General features: G+C 72.3%; 12 protein-coding genes and 1 tRNA gene. 7 read left to right on the top strand and 6 right to left on the bottom strand.

Annotated features, from left to right (window positions below; genetic code table 11):
* Positions 1–119 precede the first annotated feature (119 nt).
* A complete protein-coding gene (locus tag ACZ6I1_RS06010; protein ID WP_469283577.1) occupies positions 120–965 on the top strand; it encodes a hypothetical protein in 846 nt (281 codons plus the stop codon).
* Between the two features lie 161 nt (positions 966–1,126).
* On the opposite strand, the gene ACZ6I1_RS06005 is transcribed toward ACZ6I1_RS06010, so the two are convergent.
* From ACZ6I1_RS06005 to ACZ6I1_RS05995, 3 genes are all read right to left on the bottom strand, one after another.
* Positions 1,127–1,336: a DUF397 domain-containing protein gene (locus tag ACZ6I1_RS06005; protein WP_362304148.1), complete on the bottom strand. Its 210-nt coding sequence runs from the start codon at positions 1,334–1,336 to the stop codon at positions 1,127–1,129.
* A 209-nt stretch (positions 1,337–1,545) separates the two neighbouring features.
* Positions 1,546–2,439 carry a helix-turn-helix domain-containing protein gene (locus ACZ6I1_RS06000; protein WP_469283573.1) on the bottom strand — a complete coding sequence of 298 codons (894 nt, stop codon included), beginning with the start codon at positions 2,437–2,439 and terminating at the stop codon, positions 1,546–1,548.
* Positions 2,440–2,657: 218 nt separating this feature from the next.
* Complete coding sequence (locus ACZ6I1_RS05995) at positions 2,658–3,392, bottom strand: GOLPH3/VPS74 family protein (RefSeq protein WP_362594380.1); 735 nt, start codon at positions 3,390–3,392, stop codon at positions 2,658–2,660.
* 172 nt (positions 3,393–3,564) lie between these two features.
* On the opposite strand from ACZ6I1_RS05995, the gene ACZ6I1_RS05990 reads away from it, so the two are divergent.
* From ACZ6I1_RS05990 to ACZ6I1_RS05970, 5 genes are all read left to right on the top strand, one after another.
* The gene (locus tag ACZ6I1_RS05990) at positions 3,565–6,219 is read left to right on the top strand and encodes a D-alanyl-D-alanine carboxypeptidase family protein (protein ID WP_469283829.1); all 2,655 of its coding nucleotides are present in this window, start codon (positions 3,565–3,567) and stop codon (positions 6,217–6,219) included.
* Between the two features lie 100 nt (positions 6,220–6,319).
* Positions 6,320–8,206, top strand: coding sequence for an MFS transporter (locus ACZ6I1_RS05985; RefSeq protein WP_469283571.1), 1,887 nt, complete (start codon positions 6,320–6,322; stop codon positions 8,204–8,206).
* Between the two features lie 99 nt (positions 8,207–8,305).
* Positions 8,306–8,506 carry a hypothetical protein gene (locus ACZ6I1_RS05980; protein ID WP_469283569.1) on the top strand — a complete coding sequence of 67 codons (201 nt, stop codon included), beginning with the start codon at positions 8,306–8,308 and terminating at the stop codon, positions 8,504–8,506.
* Between the two features lie 189 nt (positions 8,507–8,695).
* On the top strand, positions 8,696–9,328 hold the full coding sequence (locus ACZ6I1_RS05975) for a sortase domain-containing protein (RefSeq protein WP_469283567.1): 633 nt from the start codon (positions 8,696–8,698) through the stop codon (positions 9,326–9,328).
* 32 nt (positions 9,329–9,360) lie between these two features.
* Complete coding sequence (locus ACZ6I1_RS05970) at positions 9,361–10,674, top strand: ATP-binding protein (RefSeq protein ID WP_469283565.1); 1,314 nt, start codon at positions 9,361–9,363, stop codon at positions 10,672–10,674.
* A 122-nt stretch (positions 10,675–10,796) separates the two neighbouring features.
* Here the strand turns inward: ACZ6I1_RS05970 and ACZ6I1_RS05965 are convergent.
* The 3 genes from ACZ6I1_RS05965 to ACZ6I1_RS05955 form a co-directional block, all read right to left on the bottom strand.
* Positions 10,797–10,869, bottom strand: a tRNA-Arg gene (locus ACZ6I1_RS05965).
* Positions 10,870–11,028: 159 nt separating this feature from the next.
* Positions 11,029–12,258, bottom strand: coding sequence for an MFS transporter (locus tag ACZ6I1_RS05960; protein WP_469283563.1), 1,230 nt, complete (start codon positions 12,256–12,258; stop codon positions 11,029–11,031).
* 5 nt (positions 12,259–12,263) lie between these two features.
* On the bottom strand, positions 12,264–13,619 hold the full coding sequence (locus ACZ6I1_RS05955; RefSeq protein ID WP_469283562.1) for an NAD(P)-binding domain-containing protein: 1,356 nt from the start codon (positions 13,617–13,619) through the stop codon (positions 12,264–12,266).
* A 141-nt stretch (positions 13,620–13,760) separates the two neighbouring features.
* Here ACZ6I1_RS05955 and ACZ6I1_RS05950 point away from each other — a divergent pair, with 141 nt between their 5' ends.
* Positions 13,761–14,078 carry an NAD(P)-binding domain-containing protein gene (locus ACZ6I1_RS05950; RefSeq protein WP_469283560.1) on the top strand — a complete coding sequence of 106 codons (318 nt, stop codon included), beginning with the start codon at positions 13,761–13,763 and terminating at the stop codon, positions 14,076–14,078.
* Positions 14,079–14,177 lie beyond the last annotated feature (99 nt).

Below are 14,177 nucleotides of genomic sequence, written 5' to 3'. Positions count from 1 at the left end.
TCCTCCGGGACGGGTGCGGGCATCGTAGCCAGAGAAAGATGCAGATGGCACCTATGTGTCACATGGTGAACGGCCGCCGAGGGCTCCCGATCTGACGCGACATCAGCTAGACCGGTCGCATGACGACAGAAGAGCGGGACACCCGCGCCGAGGACTACGCCGAGCTCGCGGCCGTCGGCCCGTACGGCGTCCGGCCCGGCCATGCGCTGATCACCATGGTGGAGCCGCACCCGGGCCACGAGTACGCGTACAACCGCTGGTACGAGGACGACCACTACTACGCCGGCGCCATGGCCATGCCCTGGATGTACGCGGGCCGCCGCTGGGTCGCCACCCGCGACCTCCAGGAACTGCGCTACCCGGAGAAGTCGGCCGTCGCCCAGCCCGTCACGGCCGGCTGCTACCTGTCGACGTACTGGGTCACCGAGGGCCGCTACGACGAGCACATGAAGTGGACGGTGGGCATCAACAAGAGGCTGAACCGCGACGGCCGCGTCTACCAGGACCGCACGCACGTGTTCACGGCCTTCCAGGACCACGAGGCCACCGTCTACCGCGACGGAGCCGCCGGTCCGCGGGACTTCCACGCCCTCGACCATCCGTACGCCGGCCTCGTGCTGCACGTCGTCGACGCCGACGGCCCGGAGCAGCGGGCGGAACTACTGGAGTGGCTGCGCGCCCGGGCCCTGCCGAAGCGGCTGCACGGCTCCCCGGCCGGGATGGTGACGGTCTTCCGGCCGACGCCGCTGCCCGGCGACCGGATGACGTACGTCAAGCAGGTCGAGGGGGTCGACACCCGCCTGACGCTCCTGTGGTTCCTGGAGCAGGACCCCCGGAGCTGCTGGGACCGCTTCCAGGGGCTGGACGAGGAGGTCGCGGAGGCGGGGCTGGGGCGGGTGGAGCTGGTTGCTCCGTTCATCCCGACGGTGCCGGGGACCGACCGGTACGTCGACCGGCTGAGGTAGACGTACGCGGACATGGCCGAGCCCCCTCGGCCAAGACGGCGGACCGGTCGAGAGGGCTTGTACTGCCTGTACTGCCTGTGTTGCGTGTACTGCCTGTGCTGCGGGTAACGCCTGTGCTGCGGGTAACGCGTTCGGGTCCGTCGGGGTGCATGCCGTGACGTTCAGGCGAGGCGCCCCAGCCGGCCCTCGTTGACGCCGTCGACGAACGAGGTCCAGGAGCCGGGCGCGAAGGTGAGGGACGGGCCGTCCTGCACCTTCGAGTCGCGGACCGCGATGGCCTCCATGACGGGGGACTTGACCTCGACGCAGGCGCCGTTGGCGGAATAGGAGGACTTGGTCCAGTGGTGCGTGGCGCCCTGGCGAATAGCCATGTTTCTCTCCGGTTCAGCGAGTAGTTCCGTTTGTCGCGTCGGCCGGCTGGTTTCTCCGGCCGACGTGATCGACGCTACCCGCAGCTCCTCACGGGTGAAGGAGCCATTCACCCGACCGAGTGGCATATTCCATTCAAGCCTTCTGTGGCTGGGGAGTGACGGTGTACGGTACCGGCCCTCCCCCTCGCCCCAGGGCCTTTCCTGCGCCTTTATCGTGACTCGTCGGCCTTGCCCGCGTAGTGGTCGATGATCCCGGAAATGAACCGCCGGGTCTCGTCGACATTGAGGGCCTGGGCGCGCAGGTGCTCGTACATCACGCTGTACTTCTGCACGTCGTTGGCCTTCTCCAGGTACAGGTCGCTCGTCACGCCCTCGATGTAGACCACCGTCGAGTCGGACGCGTCCGGGAATTCCAGAATCGCGTACTGGCCGTTGACGCCCGGGTGCGCGCCGAGCGAGAAGGGCATCACCTGCACCGTGATGTGCGGCTGTTCCGACTGCTCTATCAGGAACTCCAGCTGCCGCACCATCAGCTCCGAGTCGCCCACGCGCCGGCGCAGCGCCGCCTCGTCGATGACCGCCCACAGGCGCAGCGGCCCGAGTTCCGGATTGTTGTTCTCCGTCTCGGAGAGCCGCTTCTGGCGGTGCATCCGGACCTGGACGCGCTTCTCCACATCGGCCGGAGCGGTCTCCGGCCACGCGCCGCGGACCAGGGAGTGGGCGTACTCGGTGGTCTGGAGCAGGCCCGGGATCACGAGGGGCTCGTACGTGCGCAGGCTCGCGGCGTCCGTCTCCAGGCCGATGTAGACGCTGTACGGGATGTCGCCGAAGGCGTGCCACCAGCCCTGCTGGCGGGAGTCCTTCGCCATCTGCATCAGTGAGTCCACGAGCCGGGGGTCCTCCACCTCGTACACCTCGCACAGGTCGCGTACGTCGCGCTGGCTGATGGACCGGCGGCCGTTCTCCAGCCGGCTGATCTTGGACTGGGAGACGAGGAGGCGCTCGGCGACCTGCTCGGCCGTCATGCCCTTGTCCTCACGGAGCTTGCGCAACTCCATGCCCAGTCGGCGGCGTCGGACGGTGGGATTGACATTGGACGCCACGTGAACGGCACCTCCGCCTTCTTCTGTCGTGCAGCTGTCTGTCTCTCTGCGTGTCTGATGCTGAGCAGACTGCCACCGAAGGGTGCCGCGGCGCTGGGGAACGGCCGGGAAAAGGCAGACGCGCGGGGTGGCGGGACCGGCGGACCGGCCTCGTCACCCCGCGCGCCGGCGTGGTGAAGGCGTTGCGGTGGAGCGGGTGCAGCGGGTGGAGCGGTGGATCAGTGCGCGGCCGCGCGGGCCATCGCACCCGTCCGGCGCGGCTGCAGCGGAACGCTGCCTGCCGTGGCCCGGGCGGGCGGTACCGGGGCGCGGTCACGGCGCGGCTGTGCGGCCACACCGTTCTGGACGTCCATCACGGCGTGCGCCACGAGTCCGCCCATCGGGTCGTGCCGTATCAGGTCCCGCAGCCGGGATCTGGACGACCGCCCCTCGTTGCCGGGGTACAGGTGCTTGCCGAGTCCGACCGCGTGGGCCAGTGCGGCAAGCGCGGCGGTCCGCGGGTCCGGCGGGACGCCGGTGCGGATCGCCGTGTCCAGCCGGGCACGGATCTCCCGGCTGATCGCCGTGTCCGTCGCCTGGTAGCGAGTCGTCGGCAGCACCCCGCACATCTGGCCCGCGACGGCATGGACCATGCCGCAGCGCTCCAGGTGGGCGAGGTAAATCTGGCGGAGCCCCAGCCGGGGTCCGCCGATCCAGTGGACGGCCCGTACCGGACTGCCGCGCCTGCGCAGCAGTTCCAGTGCGGAGTCCAGAGTCGGATCTCCTGTCGGCCGTGGCATCACCACGGCGATACGATCCCCGTCAGGGGCTATCCGTCCTGCCAGAGCCAGCTCCACTAGCTGTGCCCCGGCCAGGCCGAGGTCGAGCGACTGCGGCTGCGCCGTGGTACCCGTGGCCGGGTCCAAGGCGAGCAGCAGAAGCTCCTCCGGAATTGTTCTGCGGCTCCTGCCCATCCATGCCTCCCCGCGTGGATGAGTGACAGGGTGACGCCTCTCACATTCATCTGTCGAGAGCGCGTGGCCGCTTTGTGGGGGAACCCGCAGCTATGTCGTTCTCGTCTAGCACGGGGGCGATGCCCCCTAGACGGGACACTGTTAGACATTCGGACAGCCGGACGTGGCGACGATGGAGGAGGAACTGGTGGCGGGCGAGTCCCCCGACAAGTCGGTTGATGAAGGAGCGCCGGGGGCGGCGTCGACCTCCGCGGAGCGTGATCCGAGGCTGTCGGTGTTCCGGCAGAGGGATCCTGAGGGCCCCTCGGGTGACGCGGACGCTGGCACTGACGCAGACCACGCGGATGCGGATGCGGAGGCTGACGCAGAGGCAGACGCCGAACCGGACGCGGATGGTTCCGGCGGCCGGGACGCGCTCCGCGACGCGGTCGCCGCCTGGGTCGCCACGGCCGACGAGCCGTCCGAGGAGCCGTCCGGCGAGGCCGGCGAGCCGTCCGATACGGCCGAGGCCGGGCCGGCCGATTCCGCTTCGGCGGCGTCGGAGGCTGCCCCGGCTGCGAAGCCTGCCGACAGTGAGCGCACGGCCGTGTTCCGCGCCGTGAAGCCGGCCGCCGCCGAACCGCCTGCCGATTCCGCTCCGGTGGCTGCGGAGGCTGCCCCCGCCGCGGAGCCCGCCGCCGACAGCGAGCGCACGGCCGTGTTCCGTGCGGTGCGGCCGCCGGCGCCGAAGGATGCGCCGACGGGTGAGCCCGCCGCCGCGCCTGAGGCTGATTCCGCTTCGCCGGTCGCCGACGACCGCACCACCGCGTTCCGCGCCGTGAGGCCGGCTCCTGCCGACGCCGCTCCGGCGGCGGCCGAGGCCGCCCCGGCCGCCGAGCCCGCCGAGCCCGCCGACAGCGAGCGCACGGCCGTGTTCCGCGCCGTGCGGCCGACGGCGGAGAAGGCCGCCGCCGCGCCCGCGACCGATTCCGCTTCGGCGCCGGCGAAGCCTGGCCGGGCATCCGACGCTGATTCCGCTTCGGCGCCGGAGCGGCCGGTCGCCGACGACCGCACCACCGCGTTCCGCGCCGCGAAGCCCGCTCCTGCCGACGCCGCTCCGGCGCCGGCGCCGAAGGACGCGTCGGCCGGCAAGGCCGCCGCCGCGCCTGACGCCGATTCCGCTTCGGCGCAGCCGAAGGCCGCCCCGGCCGACCGGGCCGCCGACAGTGAGCGGACTGCCGCGTTCCGCGCCGTCAAGGAGCCCGCCCCGCGGGAGCGGACCGGGGTGTTTCGGATTCCGGCCGCGGACGCCGGTGCGGAGGCGGACGACAGCGAGCGCACGGCCGTGTTCCGTGCCGTGAAGCCGGCGGCCCCCGCCGATTCCGCTTCGGCGCCGCCCAAGGCCAGCACCTTCGTGCCGCTGCGGACCGACGAGCCCGGGCAGCAGCCCAAGGCCGAACCCAAGGCCGAGCCCAAGGCCAAGACCCCGGCGCCGGCCGCGCCGGCCCCGGCCCCCGCCTCCCTGGACCGCAGCGAGCGGACCACCCAGCAGCCGCTGCCGCCCAAGCCGCCGCTCGACATGCTGGCGGACCTCACGAACAACCCGCCCCCGCCGCCGAGCCCGCTCCGCACCGCGATCCGGCGGTTCAAGATCTACTTCCCGCTCGTCGTGCTCCTGTCGATCATCCTCGCCGTCGTGCAGCTGGTGCGCCCGCTGCCCGAGCCGAAGCTCGTGATGACCGCGCCGGCCTCGTACACCTTCGAGGGCACGAAGCCCGAGCTGCCGTGGCCCAGCGAGGGCCAGGCCTACATGGCCGCCGCCGGCCTCGGCACGCTCGGCCAGTCCGGCGAGCAGAAGCCCGTGCCGATCGCCAGCGTCACCAAGTCGATGACGGCGTACATCATCCTGCGCGACCACCCCATCAAGAAGGGTGAGCAGGGCCAGATGATCGACGTGGACAAGCAGGCCGAGACCGAGGGCAAGAAGAACGACTCGGTCAACAACGAGTCCACCCTCGACACGGTCAAGGAGGGCGACAAGATCTCGGAGTACGACGCGATCGCCGCCCTCATGATCCCGTCGGCCAACAACATCGCGCGGCTGCTCGCGCGCTGGGACGCCGGTTCCCAGGAGGCGTTCGTCAAGAAGATGAACGACACCGCCAAGGAACTCGGCATGACCAACACCACGTACACCGACCCCTCGGGTCTGGACGCGACCACGGTCAGCACCGCCGAGGACCAGGTGAAGCTGGGCCTGCGGCTCGTCGAGATCGAGACGCTGCTCGACATCACCAAGAAGCCCAAGTGGATCGACCCCTCGGGCAAGGAGTGGCGGAACTGGAACGGCCTGGTCCCGTACAACGACTCGCTGGGCATCAAGACCGGTACGACGACGAAGGCCGGCGGAAACCTCCTCTTCGCCGCGCAGAAGAAGATCGGCAACACCAACCAGCTGATCGTCGGAGCGGTCCTCGGCCAGCACAAGCCGCCGATCATCGACAGCGTCCTCGCCGCCAGCAAGCAGCTGCTGATCGCCACGCAGAAGAGCCTCGAAGGCGCGCCCGTCGTGAAGAAGGGCACGGTCGTGGGCCACGTGGACGACGGGCTCGGCGGCCGGACCCCGGTCGTCGCCACCGCCGACGTGCAGGCGGTCGGCTGGGCCTCGCTCACCGTGAACGTGAAGCTGGCCGACGGCGGCAGCAAGATCCCGCAGACCGCCAAGGCGGGCACCGAGATCGGCGTGCTCACCGTCGGTGAGGGCGCCAGCCAGGTGAAGGTGCCGGTGGCGCTCCAGAGCGACCTCGCCGCGCCCGGTCTCGGCAGCAAGCTGACGCGCGTCGGCTGACCGCCGGGTGAGAGCGCGGATCCGGCGCCCCGGGCAACCCCGGGGCGCCGGAACACGTCTTGGGTCCGGGACGTGGACGTGGACGATGGGGAGTACGTCAGTGACCACCGCTGAGCAGCGGCAGCAGCAGGAGGGCCGGCGCGGCGAGGGCCACGGCGGCGGCGGGGCGGTGCCCGCGCCCCCCGGACCCGCCCCGGCTCCCGCCCCCGCCGCGGCCCCGGGCGGCCTCGGGACGCGGGCTCTGGAAAGGGTCCGCCGCCACCCCATCGCCGTGTCGGCGCTGCTCGCAGGGGTACTGCACGTCGTCTGGTTCTTCAGCTTCGCCAACAGCGGCGGCGACCTCGCCGCGCAGGACGCCTGGGCCGAGTTCGTGGGCCGCCACCCCGACTCGGCGTACAACCTCGCCTGGTACGGCGGCATGCACCCCGTCTCGTACAGCGTGGTCTCGCCGTACCTCATGCACATGCTCGGCGTCCGTACCACGATGATGATCGCGGGCACCGTCTCGGCCGGGCTGCTGGCCCTGGTCCTGACCCGCTGCCGCGGCGTCGTGCGCGAGCCCCTGTGGCCCGCGCTGGCCGGGGTGTACGGGCTGCTGTGCAACGCCCTGTCGGGCCGTGTCACCTTCGGCCTCGGCGTGATGTTCGCGCTCGGCGCCGTCGCCGCCGTCTTCTGCTGGCCGCGCAAGTGGGCGGAGCGGCGCTGGGCCAAGGCGGCCGTGGCGGCTCCGCTGGCGGGGCTCGCGACCGCCTCCAGCCCGGTCGCCGGGCTCTTCCTCGGGGTGATCGCGGCCGCGCTGTTCCTGAGCGGCCGGCGGCCGGGCGCGTACGCGCTGGGCCTGGCCCCGGTGGCCGTGGTCGGGCTGTCGTCCTGGCTGTTCCCGTTCTCCGGGACGCAGCCGATGAAGTTCGGCTCGGCGTGGCTGCCGTTCGTCTTCGCGCTGGCGGTGCTGTTCCTCGTGCCCGAGCGGTGGAAGACGGTCCGGATCTCCTCGGCCGTCTACGCCTTCGGGGTGTTCCTGACCTGGGCGATCGACTCCCAGATCGGCTCGAACGTCACCCGTCTGATCATGCTCTTCGGCGGGGCGGTGCTGCTCGCGGCCCTCCCGTACGCGGTCCCGCGCACGCGGCGGTGGTACGCGCTGCTGCTCGCCTTCGCCGGGCTGAACATCTGGATCACCACCAACAGCATCACGGACATCGTCCGCACCACCCCGGTGGCCGCCTGGAACCGCGAGCTGGCCCCCCTCGTCGACCAGCTGAAGAAGGCGGGCGCCGACCGCGGCCGGGTCGAGGTGGTCCCGGCCAGCAGCCACCGGGAGTCCTCGGCCTTCCCCTCGTACGTGAACCTCGCGCGCGGCTGGAACCGGCAGGCCGACCTGGAGCGGAACCCGCTCTTCTACGACGACACCCTGACCGCCGAGAACTACCGGACCTGGCTCGAGCGCTGGGCGGTGCACTACGTGGTGCTGCCCGCCGACAAACCCGACTCGGGCGGGGAGGACGAGGCGAAGCTGCTGCGCGAGGGGCTCCCGTACCTCCAGCAGGTGTGGGGCGACGCGAACTGGCAGCTGTTCAAGGTCCACCAGCCGACCGACCTGGTGTCCGGGCCGGCGACGGTGGTCCGGGCGGGCGCCGACCGGCTCGTCATCGACGTGAAGCAGCCCGGACGGGTGCTCGTACGGATCCCGCACTCGCCGTGGCTGGGGCTCGTGAACGGGGCGGGCAAGCCGGTGGCGCCGCCGGAGGAGACCTTCGCGTCGAAGGCGAAGGCGGCCTCTCCGAAGGAATACGCCAACACGGCCGGATGCCTGTTCAAGGCGGCGCCGGACGGCGCGGGCGACGTGTGGACTGAGCTGCTGGCGCCGGCCCCGGGGGAGTACCGGGTGGCGGCGAAGTACCAGCTGCCGCGGGGCACGCCCTGCCCCGACGAGCTGATCCACGGCACGCTGGGGCCGCCGGATCTCCCGGCGCAGCCCCGGCCTTGATCCACCATCCTTTACGTCCGGTCCGGGTGCGTTGGGGCGTATATCTGCATACCATCCCAGTAGTCCGATTGGGTGCTTCCCGAAGGAGTTGACGACGGGATGAGCAAAGAGCAGAAGCAGGACTTCCGACAGGCCTACCGCGCGCCGGAGCCGGACCGCCCGCCGCGCCCGCCGGGCCACGGCTTCGACGGTCCGCTGCGCAGCAAGGTCAAGGGCGGGGCGCACACGAAGGCGGCCCTGAAGCGGGCCGGCACTCCGCAGGGCGACCGCATCGGCGAGCGCAGCAGAGGCTTGAGCTGACTGATCTGACCCTTTCGAGACGCCCTTCCGGCCGCGGCCGGGAGGGCTTTTTCGCACCGTCACGAACGCCGTCACGCCGTCCGTCACGACCGCCGTCAGGCCGTCCGTCACGACTTCGCGGGCGAGTATCCGGGCAACCGTTACCTTCCCGACGGATGACCCACACGTCCGCCTCGTAGCGTCCTTCCCATGCCCCGCACCCTCGCCCCCGCCCGTCGCACATTGGCGGTGACCGCCCTCGCCGTCACCCTCACCGGCGCCCTCGCCGCCTGCGGCGCCGGCTCCGGCCCCGCGCTGCCCCCGGACCCGAAGGTCGTCAGTACGGCGGCCCCGGCGGCCGACCCCGGCCGGGGCGCCCCGGCGCTGCCCCGGTCCAAGCCGACCGGCATGAAGATCGACGCGGCGGGAGTGGACGCGAAGAAGATGGTCGAACTGAAGGTGGACACCGCGACCGGCGAGCTCGGGGTCCCCGACGCCGACACCGACGCGAACAGTCCCGGCTGGTGGACCGAGGGCGTCACCCCGGGCGAGAAGGGCGTCGCCGTCCTCGTCGCGCACTTCGACACCCAGCACGGCCCGGCACTGATGAAGGACGTCGAGAAGATCAAGCTCGGCGACCTCGTGGAGGTCCCGCGCGAGGACGGGAAGACCGCCAGGTTCGCGATCCGCGAGATCGAGGACGTGAACAAGAAGGACTTCCCCACCGACAAGGTCTACGGCGACACCGGCCGCCCCGAGCTGCGCCTGCTCACCTGCGGCGGAGAGCTGAAGGACGGCCACCGCACCAACAACGTCATCTTCTACGCCGACCTGGTGGCGTAGCGCCCGGACGGGCCCATTACCGTGACCTGACGATGACGACCCTTCGGCTGCCCGCCTGGACCTCGACCCTGACCTGGAAGGCCGCGGTCTTCATCACCCTCATGTGCTGCGGGCTCGCGGCCCTGCTCGGCGGCCTCGTCCACAGCGCCATGACCCACCAGACGGTCAGCACGGCGCGCGAGAAGGCCCTCGCCAAGCTGGACCGGACCATCGAGGCGTACGAGATCGGCGCGCGGATGGCACGCGGCGAGGGCATCGACCCCGTCGGCCTGCCGCCGGAGCTGCGCGCACGGGCGCTCACCGGCAAGCGCGCCACGGCCATCGGCGAACACCGCGGCCGCTCCGCGATGTGGGCGGCGGCGCCGGCCGACGAGGACACCGCGATAGCCGTGTCCGTGGACTTCACCGCGGCCGAGCGGACGATCGCCGAGCTGGACCGGGCCATCCTCGGCTCCTCGGTGTTCGCCATCGGCGGCACCCTGCTGATCGGCGCGGCCGGCGTCACCCGGATCACCCGGCGGCTGCACCTGACGGCGCAGGTGGCCCGCCGGATCAGCGCGGGCGACCTGGACGCGCGGGTCGACGACAGCGGGCGCAGCAAGGACGAGGTCGCGGCGGTCTCCCGGGCCCTCGACACGATGGCCTCCTCGCTCCAGCGCAAGCTGGAGGCGGAGCAGCGGTTCACGGCGGACGTGGCCCACGAGCTCCGCACCCCCCTGACCGGCTTGAACGCGGCCGCCGAGCTCCTGCCGCCGGGCCGCCCGGCCGAACTCGTACGGGACCGCGTCCGGGCGATGCGCGCGCTGACCGAGGACCTCCTGGAGATCTCCCGGCTGGACACGGGCAGCGAGCGGGTGGACCTGGACGCGTACGACGTGGCGGCCCTGGCGGCCCGTACGATCCGCGCCTCGGGCACCGACACGCGGCTGGAGGTGGTCTCGTCCCTCCGGGTGGAGACGGACCGGCGGCGCCTGGAGCGGATCCTCGGCAACCTCGTCGCCAACGCCCACAAGCACGGCGCGGCCCCGGTCACGGTCCGGGTGGACGGCCGGACCGTGACGGTGACGGACGCGGGCCCCGGCTATCCGGAGTACCTGCTCACCGCCGGCCCGCAGCGGTTCCGTACGGAGGGCATGAACAAGGGCCACGGCCTGGGTCTGACCATCGCCGCGGGCCAGGCCCGCGTCCTCGGCGCCGTCCTCGCCTTCCGCAATCCACCGGAGGGCGGCGCCGAGGCCCGTATCACGCTCCCGGAGCCCGGGCCCGCAGCACCGGAACCAACTGCTCCTGCTCGCCGCCGAGATGTGCCTCCGGCTCCCGGCTCAGCCGCTCCACCCGCTCGCTGAACCCGGCTCCGCCGTCACCGGTCGGCCCGCCCAAAACCCGTACGAGCTCCTCCGGCGTTCGTCCGGAACGCCCCCAACGCGACGAGGACCCCCAGCCCTTGCGGCGGGGGGTCCTCGGGAAGTGCCCTCGGCAGGATTCGAACCTGCGACACCGGCTTTAGGAGAGCCGTGCTCTATCCCCTGAGCTACGAAGGCGGGTGCGGAGACCTGGCCGTGAGGCCGGGCCGCCGCGGTCAGTGTAGCGGGTGGCGCATGATCCGTAAGCGGAGATACCGGCCGGTGCGGGCGTGGGTGGTCGTGGTTCGGGTGACGGGGTTGCCGACCGTGCTGCCCGGCCGGGCCGGCCTATGTGGATCAACGGGGCAGCGCCGGCCCCGCAGGGGCTTTCGCGGCGGGCAGGGACACGAGTGCCGTCGCGAGGAGCGAGAGGGCGGCCAGGGCCGCGAAGAGGTGCGGGTAGCCGCCGAGGGGGCCGGCGAGGGCGGCAGCCGCCCAGGGGGCCAGGGCCGCGGCGAAGTGGGCGGGGGCGCCGAGGAGCGCGGAGAGGCGGCCGTAGTGGGTGGTGCCCCAGCGGTCGGTGACCGCGGTGGCCTGGAGGAGGGTGAGGTTGCCGCGGACGACCCCGGCCAGGACCGCGAGGAGCACCAGGAGGGCCACGGGGCCGGGAGTGAGGGCGAGTGCGGCCGTGGTGGCGCCGCCGAGGGCGATGAGGACGGCCGTGCGGGTGGTGACGGACGTACGGAGGGACAGGCTCGCGTAGAGGGCGCGGCCGAAGGTCTGGCCCGCCCCGCCGAGGCCGAGGGCCCAGGCGGCTTGGGTGGGCGTGGCGCCGCGTTCGAGGAGGAGCGGGATGAGGCCCATGACCACCGCGTACATGGCGAAGCCGGAGAGGGTGAAGGCCGAGGCCAGGAGGAGGAAGGGGCGGCTGCGGGGGATCGGGGTGCGGTCCGCGGCGGGTGGCGGGGGTGGGGCGGCCGGCCAGGGGGCGCGCAGGGCCAGGGCGTGTGCGGGGATGGTGACGGCCGCGAGGATCAGGGCGAGGACCGCGTACGTCTGCCGCCAGGTCAGGTGCTCGGCGAGGAGCGCGGTCAGGGGGGCGAAGACGGTGGAGGCCAGTCCGCCGGCGAGGGCGACGATGGTCAGGGCGCGGACGCGGTCGGGCCCCCACCAGCGGGTGAGGGCGGCGAAGGCCGGCGGGTAGAAGGTGGCGGCCATGGCGACGCCCGCGAGCAGCCAGCCGAGGGTGAATGCGGTCAGGTTGGGGGCGGCCGCGATGAGGAGCAGTGCGAGTGTGCCGAGTGCGGAGCCGACGGTCATCACGGCGCGCGGACCTCGGCGGTCCAGGATGCGACCGATGGGGATTCCGGCGACGGCCGAGACGAGGAGCGCGAGGGAGAACGCGCCCGTGGCCGCGTTGGCGGACCATCCCGTGCCGGCGGTCAGGCGTGGCAGGAGGACGGGGAAGGCGTAGTAGACGATTCCCCAGCTGGTGATCTGCGTGGCGCAGAGGGCGGGCAGTACGGCGCGCGGCCGCGCCCGGACCCCCGTTCCGGTCGCGGCCGCGTCGGCCTGGATGTGTTGCACGGGGGTCAGCAGCCGCCGGAAGAGGCCGGTGCGCCGATCGTGAGCGTGGCGGGGGCCGCGCAGCAGCCGCCACCGGTCGCCTCGACTGCCTCGGGCTGGTCGAAGAGGCCGGCGCCGCCGCAGACCCCGGTCTCGGGCAGGGTGAGCTCGACGCGCTCGGCGGCTTCCCGGTCGCCCGCGAGGGCGGCGGCGATGGAGCGGACCTGCTCGTAACCGGTCATGGCGAGGAAGGCGGTGGAGCGGCCATAGCTCTTCATGCCGACGAGGTAGACGTCCTTCTCCGGGTGGGAGAGCTCCTTCACGCCATGCGGGTAGACGGTGCCGCAGGAGTGCTGGTTGGGGTCGATCAGCGGGGCCAGCTCCAGGGGCGCCTGGAGGCGCTCGTCGAGGCCCAGGCGCAGTTCGGAGACGAAGGAGAGGTCGGGGCGCAGGCCGGTGAGGACGATGACTTCGTCGACCGGGTCCAGGCGCCGGCCGTCCTCCGAGACCAGGACCACCCGGCCGCCGTCGCGTTCGATGGCGCCGGTGCGGAACCCGGTGACGGCATCGGCGTAGCCGTTGTCGACGGCGGCCTTGGCGGCGAGCCCGAGGGCGCCGCGGGCGGGCAGCTGATCGGCGGCGCCGCCGCCGAAGGTGGAGCCGCTGATACCGCGGCGCAGGATCCACACGGCGTGGGTGCCCGGCTCGTCCTTGGCCAGGTCGGCGAGGTAGGCCAGCGCGGTGAAGGCGGAGGCGCCGGAGCCGATGACCGCCGTGCGCTTGCCTGCGTACCGGGCGCGGACGGCAGGGTCCTTCAGGTCCGGGACGCGGTAGGTGATGCGGTCGGCTGCCGCCTTCTCGCCGAGGGCTGCAAGTCCGCTGGCGCCGGCCGGACCCGGGGTGGTCCAGGTACCGGAGGCATCGATGACGGCTCGTGCCCAGACCCGCTGCTCGGCTCCGTCGGAGCTCTCGTAGTTGATGACGAAGGGCTGTGCCTCGCGGTCGGCGTCGACGATGCGGTCCCGGCCGGTACGGGAGACGCCGGTGACCCGCGCGTCGTAGCGGACCTGCTCGCCGAGGACGTCGGCGAGCGGCTGGAGGTAGAGCTCGGCCCAGTCCCCGCCGGACGGGTAGGTGGCCGGGTCAGGCTTGACCCAGCCGGTGGGGGCGAGGAGCTTCTCGGCGGCCGGGTCGACGACCTCGCCCCAGGTGGAGAACAGCCGCACGTGCGCCCAGTCGCGTACGGCGGCGCCGGCTGTGGAGCCGGCCTCCAGGACGAGGGGCACGATGCCGCGGTCGACCAGGTGGGCAGCGGCGGCGAGGCCGGCGGGTCCGGCCCCGATGACGACGACAGGCAGCTCGGTGGTGGCAGGCGCGTTCACGACAGGCTCCTCGTTTGCTTCGACATCTATCGATGCTTGCGTTTCCAGCATGACACTTGCTTCGATGAGCGTCAACATAGACACTCATCAAATCGGAGGTCTTGTGGAGCACGTGGATGCCGCTTCAGTGCGCTGCCCGGCATGCCCTTCGGTGGTGATCCGGACCGCTATCCGCAACGCGACGAGGTCGTCGCCTACCTGGCCGCCTACGCCGACCGGCTACAGGTCGACATCCGCACCGGCCGGCGAGTGGCCGCGGTCGCGGCGAACGGAGCCGGCTTCATCGCCGAGCTGGAGGGCGGCGGGCGCCTCGCGGCGCGCGCGGTGGTCGCGGCGACCGGCAGCTTCGGCCGCCCCCTCCGTCCGGCACTGCCGGGCCTGGAATCGTTCACCGGCCGGGTGCTATACGCGGCCGACTACCGTTCCCCGACGGGCCGGTCGAGACAGTGGACGCGCTGATCCTGGCCACCGGATACCGCCCCGACCTGCCCTGCCCTGCCTTGCCGGAATTGACGGTGCCCTGGATGTATCCGGCCTGCCCCGCCATCAGGGCGGGGT

It is taken from the genome of Streptomyces sp. NPDC046303 (genome assembly GCF_055588085.1).
The sequence above is the reverse complement of the archived record's forward strand: the minus strand, read 5'-3'. Positions and strand labels throughout refer to the sequence as shown.